Origin of the sequence: Arthrobacter sp. UNCCL28, from assembly GCF_900102805.1 — a bacterium.
In the GTDB taxonomy this organism is placed as follows: Bacteria; Actinomycetota; Actinomycetes; order Actinomycetales; family Micrococcaceae; genus Arthrobacter; species Arthrobacter nicotinovorans_A.
Window position 1 is genome coordinate 84,011 of record NZ_FMWE01000005.1, and the last position, 16,637, is coordinate 100,647.

14 protein-coding genes are annotated in these 16,637 nt (G+C 62.9%); 10 read left to right on the plus strand and 4 right to left on the minus strand.

Translation table 11 applies throughout. The features are described from left to right. Positions 1-13 precede the first annotated feature (13 nt). Positions 14-373 carry a hypothetical protein gene (locus tag BLQ01_RS14785; RefSeq protein WP_026547368.1) on the minus strand — a complete coding sequence of 120 codons (360 nt, stop codon included), beginning with the start codon at positions 371-373 and terminating at the stop codon, positions 14-16. 220 nt (positions 374-593) lie between these two features. Here BLQ01_RS14785 and BLQ01_RS14790 point away from each other — a divergent pair, with 220 nt between their 5' ends. From BLQ01_RS14790 to BLQ01_RS14805, 4 genes are read left to right on the plus strand one after another with little or no spacing between them, the layout of a single operon-like run. Continuing rightward, positions 594-2,156: a pyridoxal phosphate-dependent decarboxylase family protein gene (locus tag BLQ01_RS14790; protein ID WP_091552575.1), complete on the plus strand. Its 1,563-nt coding sequence runs from the start codon at positions 594-596 to the stop codon at positions 2,154-2,156. Beyond that, positions 2,153-3,502, plus strand: a complete 1,350-nt coding sequence (locus BLQ01_RS14795) for a lysine N(6)-hydroxylase/L-ornithine N(5)-oxygenase family protein (RefSeq protein WP_091552577.1) — start codon at positions 2,153-2,155, stop codon at positions 3,500-3,502. Before BLQ01_RS14790 ends, BLQ01_RS14795 begins: the two co-directional genes overlap by 4 nt. Then, a complete protein-coding gene (locus BLQ01_RS14800) occupies positions 3,499-4,089 on the plus strand; it encodes a GNAT family N-acetyltransferase (RefSeq protein ID WP_091552579.1) in 591 nt (196 codons plus the stop codon). Before BLQ01_RS14795 ends, BLQ01_RS14800 begins: the two co-directional genes overlap by 4 nt. Next, positions 4,086-5,936, plus strand: a complete 1,851-nt coding sequence (locus BLQ01_RS14805) for an IucA/IucC family protein (protein ID WP_302846720.1) — start codon at positions 4,086-4,088, stop codon at positions 5,934-5,936. The genes BLQ01_RS14800 and BLQ01_RS14805 overlap by 4 nt, the downstream gene beginning before the upstream one ends. 56 nt (positions 5,937-5,992) lie before the next feature. Here BLQ01_RS14805 and BLQ01_RS14810 read toward each other — a convergent pair whose 3' ends face one another. Next, positions 5,993-7,318: a BNR-4 repeat-containing protein gene (locus tag BLQ01_RS14810; protein WP_091552580.1), complete on the minus strand. Its 1,326-nt coding sequence runs from the start codon at positions 7,316-7,318 to the stop codon at positions 5,993-5,995. 285 nt (positions 7,319-7,603) lie between these two features. Here BLQ01_RS14810 and BLQ01_RS14815 point away from each other — a divergent pair, with 285 nt between their 5' ends. From BLQ01_RS14815 to BLQ01_RS14830, 4 genes are all read left to right on the plus strand, one after another. After that, on the plus strand, positions 7,604-10,186 hold the full coding sequence (locus tag BLQ01_RS14815) for a DUF7507 domain-containing protein (protein ID WP_254779470.1): 2,583 nt from the start codon (positions 7,604-7,606) through the stop codon (positions 10,184-10,186). An 89-nt stretch (positions 10,187-10,275) separates the two neighbouring features. Next, on the plus strand, positions 10,276-11,757 hold the full coding sequence (locus BLQ01_RS14820) for a SpaH/EbpB family LPXTG-anchored major pilin (RefSeq protein ID WP_026547374.1): 1,482 nt from the start codon (positions 10,276-10,278) through the stop codon (positions 11,755-11,757). A gap of 115 nt (positions 11,758-11,872) precedes the next feature. Beyond that, the gene (locus BLQ01_RS14825) at positions 11,873-12,952 is read left to right on the plus strand and encodes a class C sortase (protein WP_091552582.1); all 1,080 of its coding nucleotides are present in this window, start codon (positions 11,873-11,875) and stop codon (positions 12,950-12,952) included. A gap of 40 nt (positions 12,953-12,992) precedes the next feature. Further along, positions 12,993-13,772 (plus strand): SDR family NAD(P)-dependent oxidoreductase, encoded by a 780-nt coding sequence (locus BLQ01_RS14830; RefSeq protein WP_026541754.1) that lies wholly within the window; start codon positions 12,993-12,995, stop codon positions 13,770-13,772. Positions 13,773-13,794: 22 nt separating this feature from the next. Here the strand turns inward: BLQ01_RS14830 and BLQ01_RS14835 are convergent, their stop codons facing one another. After that, the gene (locus BLQ01_RS14835) at positions 13,795-14,862 is read right to left on the minus strand and encodes an FUSC family protein (RefSeq protein WP_091552584.1); all 1,068 of its coding nucleotides are present in this window, start codon (positions 14,860-14,862) and stop codon (positions 13,795-13,797) included. Positions 14,863-14,996: 134 nt separating this feature from the next. Here BLQ01_RS14835 and BLQ01_RS14840 point away from each other — a divergent pair, with 134 nt between their 5' ends. Both BLQ01_RS14840 and BLQ01_RS14845 read left to right on the plus strand, forming a co-directional pair. Beyond that, entirely contained in the window at positions 14,997-15,485 is a 489-nt protein-coding gene (locus tag BLQ01_RS14840) for an SRPBCC family protein (protein WP_091552585.1), read from the plus strand. A gap of 29 nt (positions 15,486-15,514) precedes the next feature. After that, positions 15,515-16,015, plus strand: coding sequence for a GNAT family N-acetyltransferase (locus BLQ01_RS14845; RefSeq protein ID WP_254779471.1), 501 nt, complete (start codon positions 15,515-15,517; stop codon positions 16,013-16,015). Positions 16,016-16,035: 20 nt separating this feature from the next. On the opposite strand, the gene BLQ01_RS14850 is transcribed toward BLQ01_RS14845, so the two are convergent. Continuing rightward, a complete protein-coding gene (locus tag BLQ01_RS14850) occupies positions 16,036-16,575 on the minus strand; it encodes an HPP family protein (protein ID WP_091552589.1) in 540 nt (179 codons plus the stop codon). Positions 16,576-16,637: the final 62 nt, after the last annotated feature.

Sequence of the window (16,637 nt, forward strand, 5' to 3'; positions counted from 1 at the left end):
GGTCAGGTATCCATTACCTGGTCGGCCGCTGTTTTTGCCACTGAACCGCGTGCCAGAACAGGAGCGTAGATGTCAGAAGCAGCGCACCAAGAAACGCGTACGGGGTGTACGTCATCAGCATGAAGTTCAGTTGGGCCGACATATTGAACATCGTGGGACCTGACATCGCAGCTCCGGTCTCATTCACCGCCCACACTCCCACCCACAAAAGGCCCGCGTCCAGTACCCACAACGCAATGATGAACGGGTTAATGGGGATTCTCCTGCGTTCCCGGTCCGCAGGCTCCGGCACATGGGGGCTGACGGCCTGCACGGCATTGCCATGCTCGTCGATTTCGCGGAAGCCGATGCGCTCGTGGACGTGGTCCTTCATAGGTCCCCCAACCGTTGACTGCGGATAGTCCTTGCACTAAAGAGTGCCACATTCTGCACCCAGCGGGGCTCGAAAAAAAGTCAATGACGCGCTGCCGGACCATAAAAATACGAGAAACCGCCTTCCAAGCGAAATAGGTCACAAAAGTTTGACGGAAAGGCTTACCTAAGTAAGGCTTACCTTGCTAACAAGCGCCCCAACGCAATGGAAGGAAGCTGACGTGACGTCACCCAGTGTCGAAGAGCGGATCGCTCAGGAGCAGGATTTTGGCTCCAAAGTGGAGCTGGCCCTCGCTGCCACCAACCAGCTGTTCAACGCCCGAAATTCGCCCAGCTACGTCGCGCAGGTTCTGCAGGGAGTCAACGCTGTCTCCACCAAAGTCCAGAGGACCGCGCGGCCGTTCACCGGCGTCGGGCATGCTGAGCTGAAAGCCAAGGTTGGCGCCGTCGATCTGGAACAGCCGCTCCCGGATACTGCGGCAGCGTTGGAGGAACTCGATGAGCTCTACCTCAAGGACGCTGTCTACTTCCATGATTCCCGCTACGCGGCGCACCTGAATTGCCCTGTGGTCATACCCGCATTGGTGGGGGAGGCCGTCCTCTCTGCCGTCAACTCCTCCATGGATACGTGGGACCAGAGCGCCGGCGCCACCATGATCGAGCGCCGCCTCATTGACTGGACCGCGGAGCGCATTGGCTTCACGGACGACGCTGACGGAGTGTTCACGTCCGGCGGCAGCCAGTCCAACTTCCAGGCGCTGCTGATCGCCCGCAATCATGCCGTCGCCAAGCTGCGGGCAGCCAATGGGGACGCCCGCCTGCCGCTGCTGCTGGACAGGCTCCGGATCTTCACCTCCGTGGACAGCCACTTCAGCATCCAGAAGTCAGCATCCATGCTGGGGCTGGGCTTCGACGCAGTCATCGCCGTACCCACCACCGACGACCACCGCATGGATCCCACCGCCCTCGCGGCTGCTTTGGCGGAAGCGCACGACGCCGGGCTGGTCCCGATGGCGGTCGTAGCCACTGCCGGAACCACGGACTTCGGTTCGGTTGACCCGCTGTCCGAAATGGCCGCCTTGGTCCACGCCTACGATTCCTGGTTGCACGTGGATGGCGCCTACGGTGGAGGGCTGATTGTGTCCGGCCGCCACCGCCACCTCCTGGACGGAATCCACCTCGCCGATTCCGTCACTGTCGACTTCCACAAGACCTTCTTCCAGCCTGTCAGTTCCAGCGCAATCCTGGTCCGCAACGGCTCCATGATGGGTCACGTCACCTACTACGCCGACTACTTGAACCCGGAAAGCGCGGCCAAGGCCGAGATTCCCAACCAAGTGGACAAGAGCATCCAGACCACCCGCCGCTTCGATGCCCTGAAGCTGTGGCTGACCCTCCGCATCATGGGCGCCGACGCCATCGGTGCGCTGTTCGATGAGGCAATCGACCTCACCGCCCGGGTGGGAACGCTGCTGGCCGATGACGCGGAATTCGAACTGGTCGCCGCACCGCAACTCAGCACTTTGGTGTTCCGCTACCGCCCCGCCGTGAACGGTGCCCCGCTCGACGAGGACACTGCAGACACCCTCAACCCGGCCATTCGTGCTGCGATCTTCGCTTCGGGCGAGGCCGTCGTGGCCGGCACCAAGGTCGCTGGCCGGCACTACCTGAAATTCACCCTCCTGAACGCCGAGGCAAGCCTGGGGGACATCCAGGAAATCATCGAACTTATCCGCCGAACGGGCAACGCCCTGCTGGCGAACACCATGGAGGCCGCAGCGTGAGCACCCAAGAGACCATCTACGATGTCGCGGGAATCGGCGTCGGTCCGTTCAACCTGGGCCTGGCTGCCTTGAGTGAGCCGGTCGGGGACCTGGACTGCGTGTTCCTGGATCGTCGCGAGTCCTTCGACTGGCACCCCGGCATGATGCTTGAACCGGCGCACCTGCAGGTCCCGTTCATGGCGGACCTCGTGACGCTCGCCGATCCGACGTCGCCGTTCTCCTTCCTGAACTTCCTCAAGCAGACCGGCCGCCTGTACCGCTTCTATATCCGCGAGAACTTCTACCCGCTGCGCGCCGAGTACAACCAGTACTGCCAGTGGGTGGCGGGACAGCTTGAATCCGTTCGTTTTAGCACGGATGTGCTGGATGTAACGTACGACGACGGCGTGTACCGGCTTTCGGTGCAGGGCCCGGGCGGCGCTGAGGTGCTTCGCGCCCGGAAACTGGTCCTTGGTACCGGCACCTCGCCGTACGTCCCGGATTCCTGCGCAGGAATAGTGGAAGCCGGCGGACTTGTCCTCCACAACGCCGACTACCTGTCGAGGAAGAGTGAGCTGCAGTCCAAGCGGAGCATCACGATCGTGGGCAGCGGACAGAGTGCGGCCGAGCTGTACTACGAGTTGCTTCAGGAAATTGACGTGTACGGCTACCAGCTCAACTGGGTCACCCGTTCCGGCCGTTTCTTCCCGCTGGAGTACACCAAGCTCACCCTTGAGATGACGTCGCCGGAGTACGTGGACTACTTCCACTCACTCCCTGGCGAGCAACGCGATTCGCTGATCAAGAGCCAGAAGAACCTGTACAAGGGCATCAACTCGGACCTGATCGATGACATCTATGACCTCCTCTACACCAAGAGCCTCTCCGGCATGGTGGACACCCAGTTGCACACACACTCCTCGCTGACCGCAGCAGAGTGGGACCCGGCTACGGGAACCCACACTCTTCAGTTGCGCCACGAAGAACACGGCCGCGATTACAGCCTTGAGTCCGAGGCCGTGGTCCTCGCTACCGGTTACACCTACAAGGAGCCTGCCTTCCTGTCCGGCATCCAGGACCGGATCCGCCGTGACGCCAAGGGTCGCTTCGACGTCGAGCGCAACTACGGGACCGGCGTCGTACCCGGCGAAATCTTCGTCCAGAACGCCGAGTTGCACACCCACGGCTTCGTCACTCCGGACCTCGGCATGGCGGCCTACCGCAACTCGTGCATCCTGCGTGAAATCACCGGCCGCGAGGTCTATCCGATCGAGCGCAGCATCGCGTTCCAGCAGTTTGGGGCGCCGCCTCCGGTGACTCCCGCAGAACCTGCCGGCCTGCCCGAAACCGCCGGGGTCTCCGTATGAACTTCACATTCCGCCCCGTTGACCCGGTAGCTGACGCACCTGTCCTCCACAGCTGGGTCAGCCAAGAATACGCACGATTCTGGGGCATGGTCTCGGCCAGTGAGCAGGACGTTGTGGAGGAGTACTCAAGGATTGCCGGGTCCGCTCATCACCAAGCGTTCCTGGGGCTCGACGACGGCGTTCCCGCCTTCCTGATGGAGCGGTACCGGCCCGGCTCCTCGCCATTGGCGGACGTTTACGAGGTCCAGCCCGGTGACGTGGGAATGCATCTGCTGGTGTCACCGCCCAGTGGCGAACCCCGGCCCGGTTTCACCACTGCCGTCATGCAGTCCGTTATGGCGGAGCTGTTCGCCGACCCCGCAACCCAGCGGGTCGTCGTCGAGCCTGACGCCCGGAACCACAAGATCCACGTCCTGAACGAAAAGGTGGGCTTCCGCCCACACGGCGTGGTGACGCTTCCCGCCGTCGATCCTGCCGAAGACCATAAGCAGGGGCTCCTGAGCTTCTGCACCCGCGAGGATTTCCTTGCTGCCCTGACCCCGATTCTGGCCGCGCCCGCCGCGGCGACCAGAGGAGAATCCCTGTGACCACCACCGCCGGCACCACCGAAGAGACCCTGAACCAGGCAGCCGCGCCTGTGTCCCACCTGACCCCGGAGCGCTGGGCCATCGCCAACCGGCACCTGGTCCGCAAGGCGATCGCGGAGTTCTCGCACGAGCGCATCCTGGTCCCTGAGCTGATCCGGCAGGAGGGCGCCGGCGGCGGGCTGTACAAGGTAGTCAGCGATGACGACGCAACGGAATACCGTTTTCGCGCACGGGTCCTGGAACTCGAGCACTGGTCAGTCCCCGCGGAATCCATCGTTCGGTTGCGGGACGGCGTAGAGCTTCCGGTGGATGCACTGGACTTCGTTGCCGAATTCCATGAGGCCCTGGCCATCCGCCAGGAAATGCTGCCCGTGTACCTCGAGGAAATCAGCAGCACGCTGGCCAGCCACGCCTACAAGCAGGGCAAGCCCTTCGGCTCGGCAGAATTGGCTGCCGGTGTCACCGGTGGTGCTGACCGGGCCGCGGACTTCCAGGCCATCGAGCACAGCATGACAGAGGGCCATCCGTGCTTCGTGGCCAACAACGGCCGGCTGGGATTCGGGATCGCGGATTACCACGCGTTTGCACCGGAAACCGGGGCAACCGTGAAGCTGCAGTGGATCGCCGTGCACCGCAGCAAGGCCGTATTCACCTCCAGCGCAGGGCTGGATTACCGGACGCACTTCGAGGCCGAACTGGGTCCGGCAACCCTCGCCTGGTACAACGCCGAATTGTCAGCCTCCGGCCTGGACCCCGAGGACTACCTCCTCATGCCTGTGCACCCCTGGCAGTGGGACAACAAGCTTACGGTGACGTTCGCGGCAGAAATCGCCCAGCGCCACATCGTGAACCTTGGCACGGGCGAAGACGCGTACCAGGCACAGCAGTCCATCCGGACGTTCTTCAACACCGACTACCCGGAAAAGGCCTACGTCAAGACGGCTATGTCCGTGTTGAACATGGGCTTCATGCGTGGACTGTCCCCGCAGTACATGAAGGCCACTCCGGCCATCAATGACTGGCTGCAGGAACTGATCGGCAGTGACCAGGAGCTCCAGGACCGGGGCCTGGCCATGATCCGTGAGACTGCAGCCATCGGGTACCACAACCACTACTACGAGGCTGCTTCGGCCAAGGGTTCGCCCTACCGGAAGATGCTCTCAGCCCTGTGGAGGGAAAGTCCGCTGCCGTTGCTCAAAGACGGGCAGCAGCTGGCTACCATGGCGTCGTTGCTGCACGTGGATGTTGCCGGAAACTCCGTGGTGTCTGCGCTCATTCAGCGCTCCGGACTTGCTCCCACCGAGTGGCTTCGCCGCTACTTTGAGGCCTACCTCGTGCCCCTTGTCCATTGCCTCTACGAGTACGAGCTCGCGTTCATGCCGCACGGCGAAAACGTCATCCTGATCCTCGAAGACGGCGTCCCCGTCCAGGCGATCATGAAGGACATCGCCGAGGAAATCGTGGTGATGGGGGACCGGCTGGAACTTCCCGAGGAAGTCTCCCGCATCAAGGCCGAGATCCCTGCCGAGGAAATGGTCCTGGCCATTTTCACCGACGTGTTCGACTGCATCTTCCGGTTCCTGAGCGGGATCCTTGTGGAGGACGGGACGCTGCGCGAGGACGATTTCTGGGGCACTGCCGCCGCCGTAGTGCGCGAATACCAGCAGCGCCACCCGGAACTTGCGGACCAGTTCGCCATGCATGATCTTTTTGCGCCGGACTTCGAGCTCTCCTGCCTCAACCGCCTCCAGCTGAGGAACAACCAGCAGATGCTGGACATTTCGGACCCCTCCGGCGGGCTCCAGATGGCCGGACGCTTGGCCAACCCCTTGGCCAAGTTCGCCTAGGAATCCCCGCGAGGGGTCAGCTCTCGGCACTTTCAGGAGGTTGAGAGGGTCGAGAGCTAACCCCTCGGCGATGAAGTGAGCGCCACGATCTCCGTGGAGTAACTCTGGGACGACTTCATGGACCCACGGAACCAGCACACGGCGTGTACGGACTCATCGCCCGGGACCACCATGGGGCGGAGATTGTCCACCGCGGATCCCTCAGTGATGGCTTCCCATGTCCAACTGGCACCTGAATCCGCCGTGACGCCCCGATAGATTTCATAGTGCTCTGTGGTTTCACCCGTCCGCGGATCCATGGGTGTGGAGATGTAGACGCGGTTCAGGTCATTGGGATCCACAGCACCCAGACCTGTGTAGTCCTGCTCGTGCGGCAGCAGGCCGGGACCGGCGACGGCGAGGGGGTGCAGCTTCCAGCGCGCCCCGTCAAAGCGGGCGTACAGCAGGCGGTGATCGTCGACGTCGAGCATTTGCTCCCGCTGCAGCGGCCCGTTGACGTCGTTGGCCCGGCAAGTGACGATTGCAGCCAGCTCCTTGCCTTGGCGGCGCAGGTCAGTAGTCCAACCGTGGGTGAGGACATCGCCGTCGAGCGTTGTTCCGGCCTCGAAAACGGTGGTCAATGCCGTCTGGTTGATGCCTTCGGATCCGATCACCGGTTTGCTGACCACAGTTCCCGAAGCGTCGTGAAGGGCGTCGTTCTGGAGATAGCCGTGATAAATGCTGTTGTTGAAATCGCGCGGATGGTGGTCCGTGGTGATGAGGTCGATCCTGTCCGCATTGTTCCCGGCATAGCGGGTGTATCCGTTGACGTACCCGATCTTGGGCCGTGTGAAGAGCTTGCCGCCGTAACTCCACGTGCGGCCGTTGTCCTCGGAAACCATTATGGTGGGGTCGTCGTTAATGGCGCGGACAAAGTTGTAAACCCTGCCCTCCAAGCTCAGGAAATGCAGGTTGGAATATGTGGCACCACGGCCCTGCGCCAGTTCTGTCCAGTCGAACTGCTGCTCCGGCTCCCACTCTGAAGCGTCGTGGGGCCGGACCGAAACCCGCCAGCGCGAGTAGTTGTCCGTTTTGTGTTTGGCATACATCGCCACATAGCGCCCATCCGGCCGGATCAGGAGCGCAGGGGCATTATGGTCATCGGCCTCCAGCTGTTCATGGAGCACGTGGACCCGGCTTTGCCCGGTAGCAAGGTCGAGCACCGCAATTTCGATGTTTCCGCCCCTCCGCGCACCCCCGGGGCCGTCCGGCGAGGCCACTGAACCAAGCAACAGGGTGTTGTTGGCGGGGTCGATCAGTGCGCGTTCGTCCTGGAACCAGCACCAGGCGCCGTTGTTGTTGAGGAGAAGTGCGTCCTGCGGGGAGGGGGCGTCGTTGACCATAGCCATCCTTTGCATCGTTTCAATCAGGCCATCCTAACGCTTTCCGCCGGCCATATGGGGGACTCCAGGCAGCACTTTTTGAGCTTCCGGAAGTCGACTCTCAAAAAATTCCAGAAACTGTGACACGTTTTTCGGCCTTGCGGTACTTGACGATCGAAGCCGCCTGCCTGAAGGCAGCGGCACACGATTTGCACACACATTCAGCTGTGTCATTCGTCGGCGTTCGATCAATAAACGGGGGCTGCCAGTGACGTGGATGACTCCGAGTTCTGGAAGGAATCTCCCTTGAAGTCTCCCCTTGGGAAAGCAATGGCATTCTTCGCCGTGCTCATGGTGTTACTTGGGACGCTGTCATTCGGGGTCTTTGGCCCCGGGACGGCGGCCCAGGCATATCAGGTGCCCACCGCGGCCCCCGTCATTTCCAATGGCATTGCCACAACCACCATGCCCGGATCCGGGCTTACTACGACCTATTCCGCATCCGGACTGACTGACGTCTTTGGTGGATCGACCCTGGGCAGTCGAGGGTTCGTGCCCAGCGACTACAACCAAGGGCTCGTTGGGACCCTGCCGACCGTGGAATTCTCCACCGATGCTGTCAACAGCTGCGCAACCACTGGTCCGTGCTCCGGACTAGGCAGCATCACCATCAACTTCAGCCAGCCAGTCCGGAACCCCGTGCTGAACCTCGCAGGGTTGGGCGGCAACTCCGCCTGGGATGAGGGGCTCAACGGCAGCATTGACCGTATCTCCCAACTGCACGCCGTGCTTGGGCTCGCAACCACCGGCCTGACCATGACCAAGCTGTCAGGCGGAAACCTTTCAGTGTCAGGTAACACGATCACTGCCGTGAACGACAGCACATCCGCGCGGTGCAACACCGTGGTCCAATCCTCAACGCCGCAACCGCCGGATGCGGGAGCGACCGCTGCCTGTGGATCCGTCCGGATCAACGGCCTCGTGTCCACCCTGACCTTCAATGTCTCCGCCGTCTTCACCAGGACCACATCGGCCCTCCCGGGGTACTCGGACAACGACCCCCAATCATCGCTGCACAGCGAAGACAACTACGTGATGACTCTTACCGTGCCCCAGGACTTTGGCGACGCCCCCACGAGCTACGACCAAAACAACGCCGCATCTGCCGTCCTTTCCGACGTCACTCTGGGACCCTCTGTGACCGAAGACAACGCACAGGTGGCCAACGGCACCGTTTCCCCGAATGCCAGTGCCACCGCTGCCTTGGATCAGGACAACGGGGTGGTGCTCACCCCCATGACCTTGAGCGCAACGAGTTACTCCACCACTGTGGCAATCAGCGGAGCCGGCAAAGCAGGCACAACCTGTGGATGGATCGACTTCGACAAGGACGCGATTTTCGACAACCCCGCCGAACGGGCCTGCGCAACCTTTGCAGCCGGAGCCACTTCCGCAACCCTGACGTGGGCCACCATTCCCGGCGGCATGACCGCAGGCACAACGTACGCCAGGTTCCGCATCGGCTACACGGCCACACAGATCCAGTCGCCGATCGGTGCATCGAACTCGGGTGAAGTGGAAGACTACGTCTTTACCATCGCCCCCGCTCCGGCGCCGGCGATTTCCTTGGTCAAGTCCGTGGACAAGACAACCTTGGTGGCAGGCCAGACGGCAACCTACACCTTCGTTGCCACCAACACGGGCAACGTGACGCTGACCGGAGTGGTCATCTCCGAGACACAGTTCTCCGGTACCGGAACGATGTCCTCCTTGTCCTACACCTGGCCCGGCGTTGCCGGAACCCTCCTTGCCGGCCAGTCAGTCACGGCGACCGCAACCTATGTGGTGACGCAGGCCGACGTCACGTCTGGTCTGTTGACCAACACCGCGAAGGTTACGGGAACCCCTCCCGTTGGCGTCCCGGTAACGGCCACCAGCAAGGCGCAGGTTACTGCGCCTCCGGCATGGGTCATCAGCAAGGGTGCCACCGTTGGCGGCGTCAGCAATCCGTTGGTGAGCCCGGGGCAGACAATCGTCTACACCGTTACCGCCACCAGTAGCAGCGGACAGATCACCGGGGTAGTCCTCACGGACAACCTGGCGAACGTCCTGGACCAGGCAACCTTCGTTGCCGGATCAGCCACGCTGAAGATCGGCACGGCAGCGGCCACTCCCGTAGCGAATCCGGCCAACGGTTCAACCACCCTGACGACGGCGGCCTTCACCCTCCCGGCGGGCGCCACCGCAACGCTGAGCTACTCAGTAGTGGTCAAGGCTGATGCCTGGAGCGAGGAATTGGTCAATACGGTGACCGGCAGTGGCAGCGTCCCTCCATCCCGGTGTGCAACAGGCGTGACGCCGATTGCGCCGGAATGCATCACCACCCATCGCGTAACCGCCAAGTTCCTGATTGAGAAGCTGGGCGAGTCCTCGGACTCCTCCTGGGTTGCCATGAACGGTTCGTCCTGGGTGCTCAAGACTGACGCTGCGGGCATGCCCGGAACCAACGCCGCCTACACGGTGACGGCCATCCCGGGACAGACAGGCCAGTTCCAGGTGGAAGGCATCAAGCCGGGCACCTATTGGCTGGAAGAGACCAAGGCCCCTGCCGGCTTCAACCTGTTGGCCGAGGCCGTCAGGTTCACGGTGGCAGCGGATGGCGTTGTCACCCTGGGCCAAGGCAGCGGCTCCGGTGTGGTCACCAGCGCGGACCAGGACGGTGACGGGATCTTCCTGGTCAGCGTGCGCGACGTACCGGCCCTGCAGATGCCCGAAACCGGAGGCATCGGCTATTGGCCATTTGCCTTGGCAGGCTCCGCCACGCTGCTCGCAGCCGCCGTCCTGGCTTCCGGAAACCTCCGCCGCAGGAAAGACCAACCGGCCACCTAAGGCACCATGCGTGACACCGCTTCCGGGGAAACGCATGCCAAAAATGTTCACCTCCGAACACCGCACCACCACTAAGAAAGAGGACAGAAGTGAGTAATCACAGCTCACGGCGGCTTTTGAAGACCGCCGCCGCCACCATTACGGGGGCGGTGCTGGCAATGTCGTTCTCCATGGCTCCGGCATCGGCCGCTCCCCTTGTTGACGGTGACCAGACGGGGTCCATCACCGTTCACAAGTTTGAACGTCCGGACACCCCCACCGGCTTGCCCAACAACGGCACCGTGGTTGATACCACCGGCCTCAACCCGCTGGCAGGCATCGAATTCACCATCCAGCAGGTCAACACCATCGACCTGTCCAGCAACGCCGGATGGGAAGCTGCACACAACCTGAGCAGCGTCTTCTCGGCAAGCGACCCGGCAGGTTCCATTTCCGGGGCAGGCTTCACGCTTGGATCCGCGCAGACGGACACCACCGACGCTGCCGGCACTGCTGCTTTCGGAAACCTCCCTGTTGGCCTGTACCTGGTCTCGGAAACGGCGTACCCGTCCGGCGTCACGCCTTCGGCACCGTTCCTGGTTTCCGTTCCGTTGACGGACCCGGACAACAAGGACAACTGGCTTTACGACGTCCACGTGTACCCCAAGAACTCCGTCACGGGTGCAGAGAAGACTGTCACCGATGCTCCTGACATCAAGCTGGGCGACCAGATCGACTACACGATCACCGGTGACATCCCCAACGACGCAGTCATCGACGGCTACAAGATTGTTGATCAGCTCGATACCAAGCTGAGCTACGTCGATGCCACGGCAACGCTGGTTGATGGCACGGTCATCACCAAGGGCACCGACTACACGGTGAACTTCGATGCCGCCACGAACACTGTTTCGGCAGTCTTCACGCCGGCCGGCCTGGCAGTGCTTGCAGCACACAACGACACCCGCGTCCAGCTGGTTGTGAACACCACCGTCAACACCATTGGCGAGATCGAAAACGAAGCCTTGATCTACCCGAACCTGGGCAGCTTCACCACCGCTCCGGGCCAGCCCGGCGGCCCGATCGTCACCCCTCCCGTAGTCACCAAGTGGGGCGAGATCACCCTCCAGAAGGTCAACGAGACCGGTGCTGCACTGGCTGGTGCTTCCTTCTCGGTGTACGCCACCGAGGCTGACGCCCTGGCCGGAACCAACCCCATCACCCTCAACGGCACGAGCACCTTCACCGTTGCTGCTGATGGCACGCTGACCATTTCCGGCCTGCGTTACTCGGGTTGGGCCAACGGCGCAGCTGTTGCTCCCGGCTCGGCTGACTACCGCACGTACTACCTCGTGGAAACCACCGCTCCCTCCGGCTACGAGCTGTTGGCAGAGCCGGTCTCCTTCCTGGTGGATGCAGCAACCACTGCTGTGGGCATCGACCTCGAGGTCAAGAACGTACCGTCCAACGGCGGCTTCGAGCTGCCGCTGACCGGTGGCGTTGGAACCGGTCTGCTGTACGGAGCCGGCCTCCTCCTGGTCGCCGGTGCCAGCCTGCTGTTCGTCCGCACACGCAGGACAACCAACAGCTAACACCTGGGGCCGGCCAAAGCCGTGCTCCTGGTAACAACAGGGTGGGGGAAGACGCATGAACTGCGTTTTCCCCCACTTTGGTTCCTGCATGTACCGTTATCTGCCCAGGATTCAGATGCCACAACTCCCAGCCCGTATCCGCAACCTTCCCCACCATTGGAGCAAACAGCGGCTGTTCATAGTCCTTGCTGCTGTGATCGGTGTGGGGGTGCTCCTGTATCCGACCGCTGCCGCCTGGTTCTCTGACCGGGTCCATGCCACGGAAATCAGCGGCTACGTGGACTCGGTGGAGAACCTCAATCCCTCGCAGCAACAGGCGCTCCTGGACGAGGCCCGCACCTTCAACGACCGCCTCCCGGCAGGGCCCCTCCGCGATCCCTACTCCCTCAATGAAAAGGGGGAGCAGACTGTCATCGGTGCCGGGTCCGAGGCCTACAAGAAGATGCTCGCAGTGGGGCCGGGCGGCATGATGGGCCGGATCAGCATTCCCTCCATCCATGCGGACCTGCCGATTTTTCACGGCACCGACGAGGACGCGCTCTCCAAAGGGGTCGGGCACCTGTTTGGCTCGGCGCTTCCCGTAGGCGGCGAAGGCACCCACAGTGTCCTGACGGGGCACTCCGGCTTTGTCAACGCCACCCTCTTTGACCACGTAGACCAGATGGCCAAAGGCGATGTCTTCAGCATTTCGACCCTGGACGAAACCCTGTACTACAAGGTGGACCAGATCCTGACGGTCCTTCCGGACGAGACAGATGCGCTCCGGAAGGTCGAGGGGAAGGACTACGTCACCCTCATTACGTGCACGCCCAAGGGGGTCAACAGCCACAGGTTGCTGGTGCGGGGCGAACGCACAGAGCCCCCGACCACCGGTGATGGCCAGCAAGTCCTACCCAGTACCGCGATCGATCCCGGCTTTCCCTGGTGGGCCTTAGCCATGCTGGGCATCATTGTTGTTGCTGTGGTGGTGACCCGGCCACGTACCCGCAAGGATCAGGAAGCGGAAACGGCCAGGCATGAAGCCAGGCATGAAGCCGCGCAGGCAGCCGCGCATGCAGCCACGCATGAAGCCCGGCCCGAATCCGCCCAGGCAGCCGCGCCCCAATCCGCCCGGGCAGCCGCCCCTGAAGCCGCGCACGCAGCCGCACCTGAATCCGCCCTTTTGGACGAACTCCTAAATCGTGCCGATCCCTGAACCGGTGCGTTCTTCGCTCCAGCCCTACTAGTCTTGGCGCATGACGACACGAGCCAATGAACTCACTGCCCTGATCACCGGGGCCACGGCCGGGCTCGGTGCTGAATTTGCGCGCCAGCTTGCCGAAGCCGGACATCACGTGGTGCTGGTGGCCCGCGACGAGGACCGCTTGAAGGAAAAGGCCGCCGAGCTCGAACGCGACTTCAGTATCTCGGCGGAGGTCCTTCCCGCTGACCTGACCACCGGCGTCGGGGTTTCGGCAGTTGCCGACCGCCTCAGGGATGCCGCCCGGCCCGTGGACGTGCTGGTCAACAACGCAGGTATAGGTCTTCTGAAGTCTTTTGAACGCAATGACCTGGACGAGGAACGGCGGCACCTGAGGCTGCATGTGCAGACGCCCATGGAGCTGTGCCACGCAGCGTTGGAGGTCATGTTGGCCCGGGGAAAAGGAAGGATCATCAACGTGGCCAGCGTTGCTGCCTTCGCCAACCGCGGCACCTATTCGGCGGCCAAGGCCTGGCAGGTGACCTTCAGCAGGTGGGCCAACATCACGTATGCGAAGTCCGGGGTGCAGGTTACCGCTGTATGCCCCGGTTTCACCCACACTGAATTCCACGACCGCATGGGCATGGACAAGTCGGTAGCCCCCCGCTTTCTCTGGCTGACGGCCGAACGGGTAGTGCGCGAGGGGCTCGAGGACAACGCCAACGGCAAGGGCGTTTCCATCCCGACGCGCCGCTACAAAGTGGTCACCTTCTTTGCCCGGGTTCTCCCGGCCAAGCTGACATCCGGCCCACCCCGCAAACCGCTTGAGCCGTAGCTCTGCTGGAAGGGGAGGGGCCTTACTGCGGAACCCGTCGTGCCCGGACCAGCACCGCCACCGCGATGCCGACTACCGCCCCAACAAAGGTCTCGATGGCGCGCTCCATCACCAGCACGCCAGGATCCATGGGCGCCGCCAGCTGCGCGATCAGCAGTATCACCGGCGTAAAGAACACCATGGCCCACCCATAGTGCCGGGCCATGAAAAGCTCGGTGGGAAACTGGCAAAGGACCACCAGTACGGCCAGCACCACAGCGGTTTGACCGGGGAAGTACTGAAGCGGCGATAGCGGACTGGGGAAAAGTACGACGGCGACCACCGCCAACCCGAGGAACGTCCCCACGATGCGGTGGATGCCCCGGTGAACGCGGCTGGGGAGGTCGGCGCCGGCAAGGGGAACGGCTGCGGCAGCCATGGCCCAGTGGGGATGCCCGCTTCCGCTCAGCACTCCGATGGTCCCGGCCGCACTGACCGCGAGCGAGTAGCGCGCGGCGTGGACCAAGGCAGCCTGGACAAACGCTGCCTGGCGCCGGGGACCGCGGAGGACGGGAACATCGCGGGCCGCACCGGACTCCCACTTGCGGTACCGGAACCAACCGGCAAAGCCGACTACGAGTGAAAAGGCGGCGGACGCGGCCCCGATGAGTACCGCCGTCGTGGGTGGCACGCTGGTTGGCACCGAAGCGCAAGCGCCCAGTGCGAGGATCCCGAAGAACGGGCCAATGGGCTTGAGCCGGACAGCATCGGCGTAAAGCGAGCCGGCACCTGCGAACACCGTAGCTATCAGGACAAGCCACCAGGAGTGAATGTGGTTGACCGAAAGGACGACGCCGATGCCCAGCCCGCCCACCAGCAACAGGGCCGCCTGTGCTTGATGCTTGAGCCTGAGCTGGTGCGTCTCGTTGCGCCCGTACATGCCGGTCAGCGCGCCGAACACGGCGTACATCATGAGGTCCGGGCGGCCGATGAGGATGAGGAACAACCCTGGCACGGCGACGCTGAGCGCAACCCGGACTGCGGAGAGGCGATCATTGTTGGCAGGGCCAAGCCGGTGCAGTTCGCGGGCATGGGTGATGATTGCGGGCACCGGAAAACACCACCGATCAGTTAGGGTCTGCCCTTGAAAATTATCAGGATCCTGCCAGCTGCCGCCATTAGCCCGGTCACAAGCCGTAGCGGACTCCGGCGCGCGGACAGGGCAACGTCTGGGAAGATCGAGATATGCCTGTAGCTTTCGTATGCCGCACCCGCAGTTCCATGTCACCGCAGGAGCTGTTCGATCTCTCCCGCAACATCGACGCCCATGTGGGGTCCATGACCAAGAGCCGCGAGAAGGCAATCGGTGGAGTGACCAGCGGCCTTATCTCCCAAGGCGAAACGGTGACGTGGCAGGCATGGCACCTCGGAGTCCGGTTCCGTATGACCAGCCGCATCACGGGCATGGAGGCACCGTCGTCGTTCTCTGACGAACAGGTGAAAGGCCCTTTCAAGTACCTCCGGCACACACACGAGTTCCGGCCGGATGGCGACGGGACGCTCATGGTGGACACGGTGGAATTCGCTGCACCGTTCGGCCCCTTGGGCAGGCTGGCGGAGAAGCTGGTCCTGGCCCGTTACATGGAGAACCTGATCGGGAAGCGAAACGAATTCCTGGTTGCGCAGGCACCGTCGGCTGCAACTCCGCCGCCCAGTCCGGATTTCCGGCAATGATCAGGCTCGCGCATGCGGACGATCTTCTGATGATGCAGGACATCGAGCGTGCCGCGGGCCAGGCTTTCCGCTCGCTCGGCATGGACTCCGTGGCGGAGGACGAGCCCCTGACGATCGAGGAACTGCACGCTTATGCTGCCGGGGGCCGCGCCTGGGTTTTTGTGGACGGACTCGACTATCCGGTGGCCTACCTTCTGGCCGACGTTGTTGACGGCAACGGCCATGTGGAGCAGGTCAGCGTCCACCCGGACCATGCCCACCAGGGATTGGGCCGTGAGCTGCTGCATGCGGCGCGTGTGTGGACCAGGGGGCACGGAATGCTGCGTCAAACCCTGTGCACGTTCCGCGACGTCCCATGGAATGCCCCGTATTACCGCCGGCTGGGTTTTGAAGTGCTCGACGCCGGAAGTTGGGGCCCGGAGCTGGCCCACCTGATGGAGCACGAAGCTGAGTTGGGCCTGACCCGCTGGCCGCGGGTGGCGATGTGGCGTCCTGCGGTTCCGCCGATCAATTCCGGGCCCGGCGCCTAGCTGGGCTTAGGGCCTGACTACTAGCTGGATTTTTTGGCCGGCTTGGTGCCCAAGGCCATGTTGATTGCCCAGCCGAGCAGGGTGACCAGCACTATGGCGCCGGCCATGCTCAGGAGTTGGGCTGGTGCGGCAAGAATCCCCAGGCTCACAATCAGGGTGGTGGCCCCGGCCGGGGGATGGGGCATCTTGATGGCCGTCAGCACCATGGTGGTGACGGCCACGGAGAGTGCACCCGCAATCACAAAGCGGGGATTGAGTCCGCCGACTGGAGCGGGAGCGGCGTTCATGAGGCCCATTGCGTAGAAACAGCCCACGCCCGCCAACAGGCCGACGCCGTGACCCACCAGGGCATTGAGAGGCCGCGCCGATTTCTGTTCCGGCGACTCGAAAAACAGCATCACCGTGGGTCCCAGGCTCGGGAACAACCACGGCAGGTGTGTCATCAAGCCAACAAGGCCGGCGGCTCCGAGTACCAGGAGGCACAGGATTGCGGCATAGCCGGCCGCGCCCACCTCTCCAGCGGTCGCTTTCGCCCGTTCCAGGACCGGTACCTGTGACATGCTGGACCTCCTCCGACGCAACCCGGACAAAGCCGCACTGTGCTTTGCCCATCGCAGGTGAT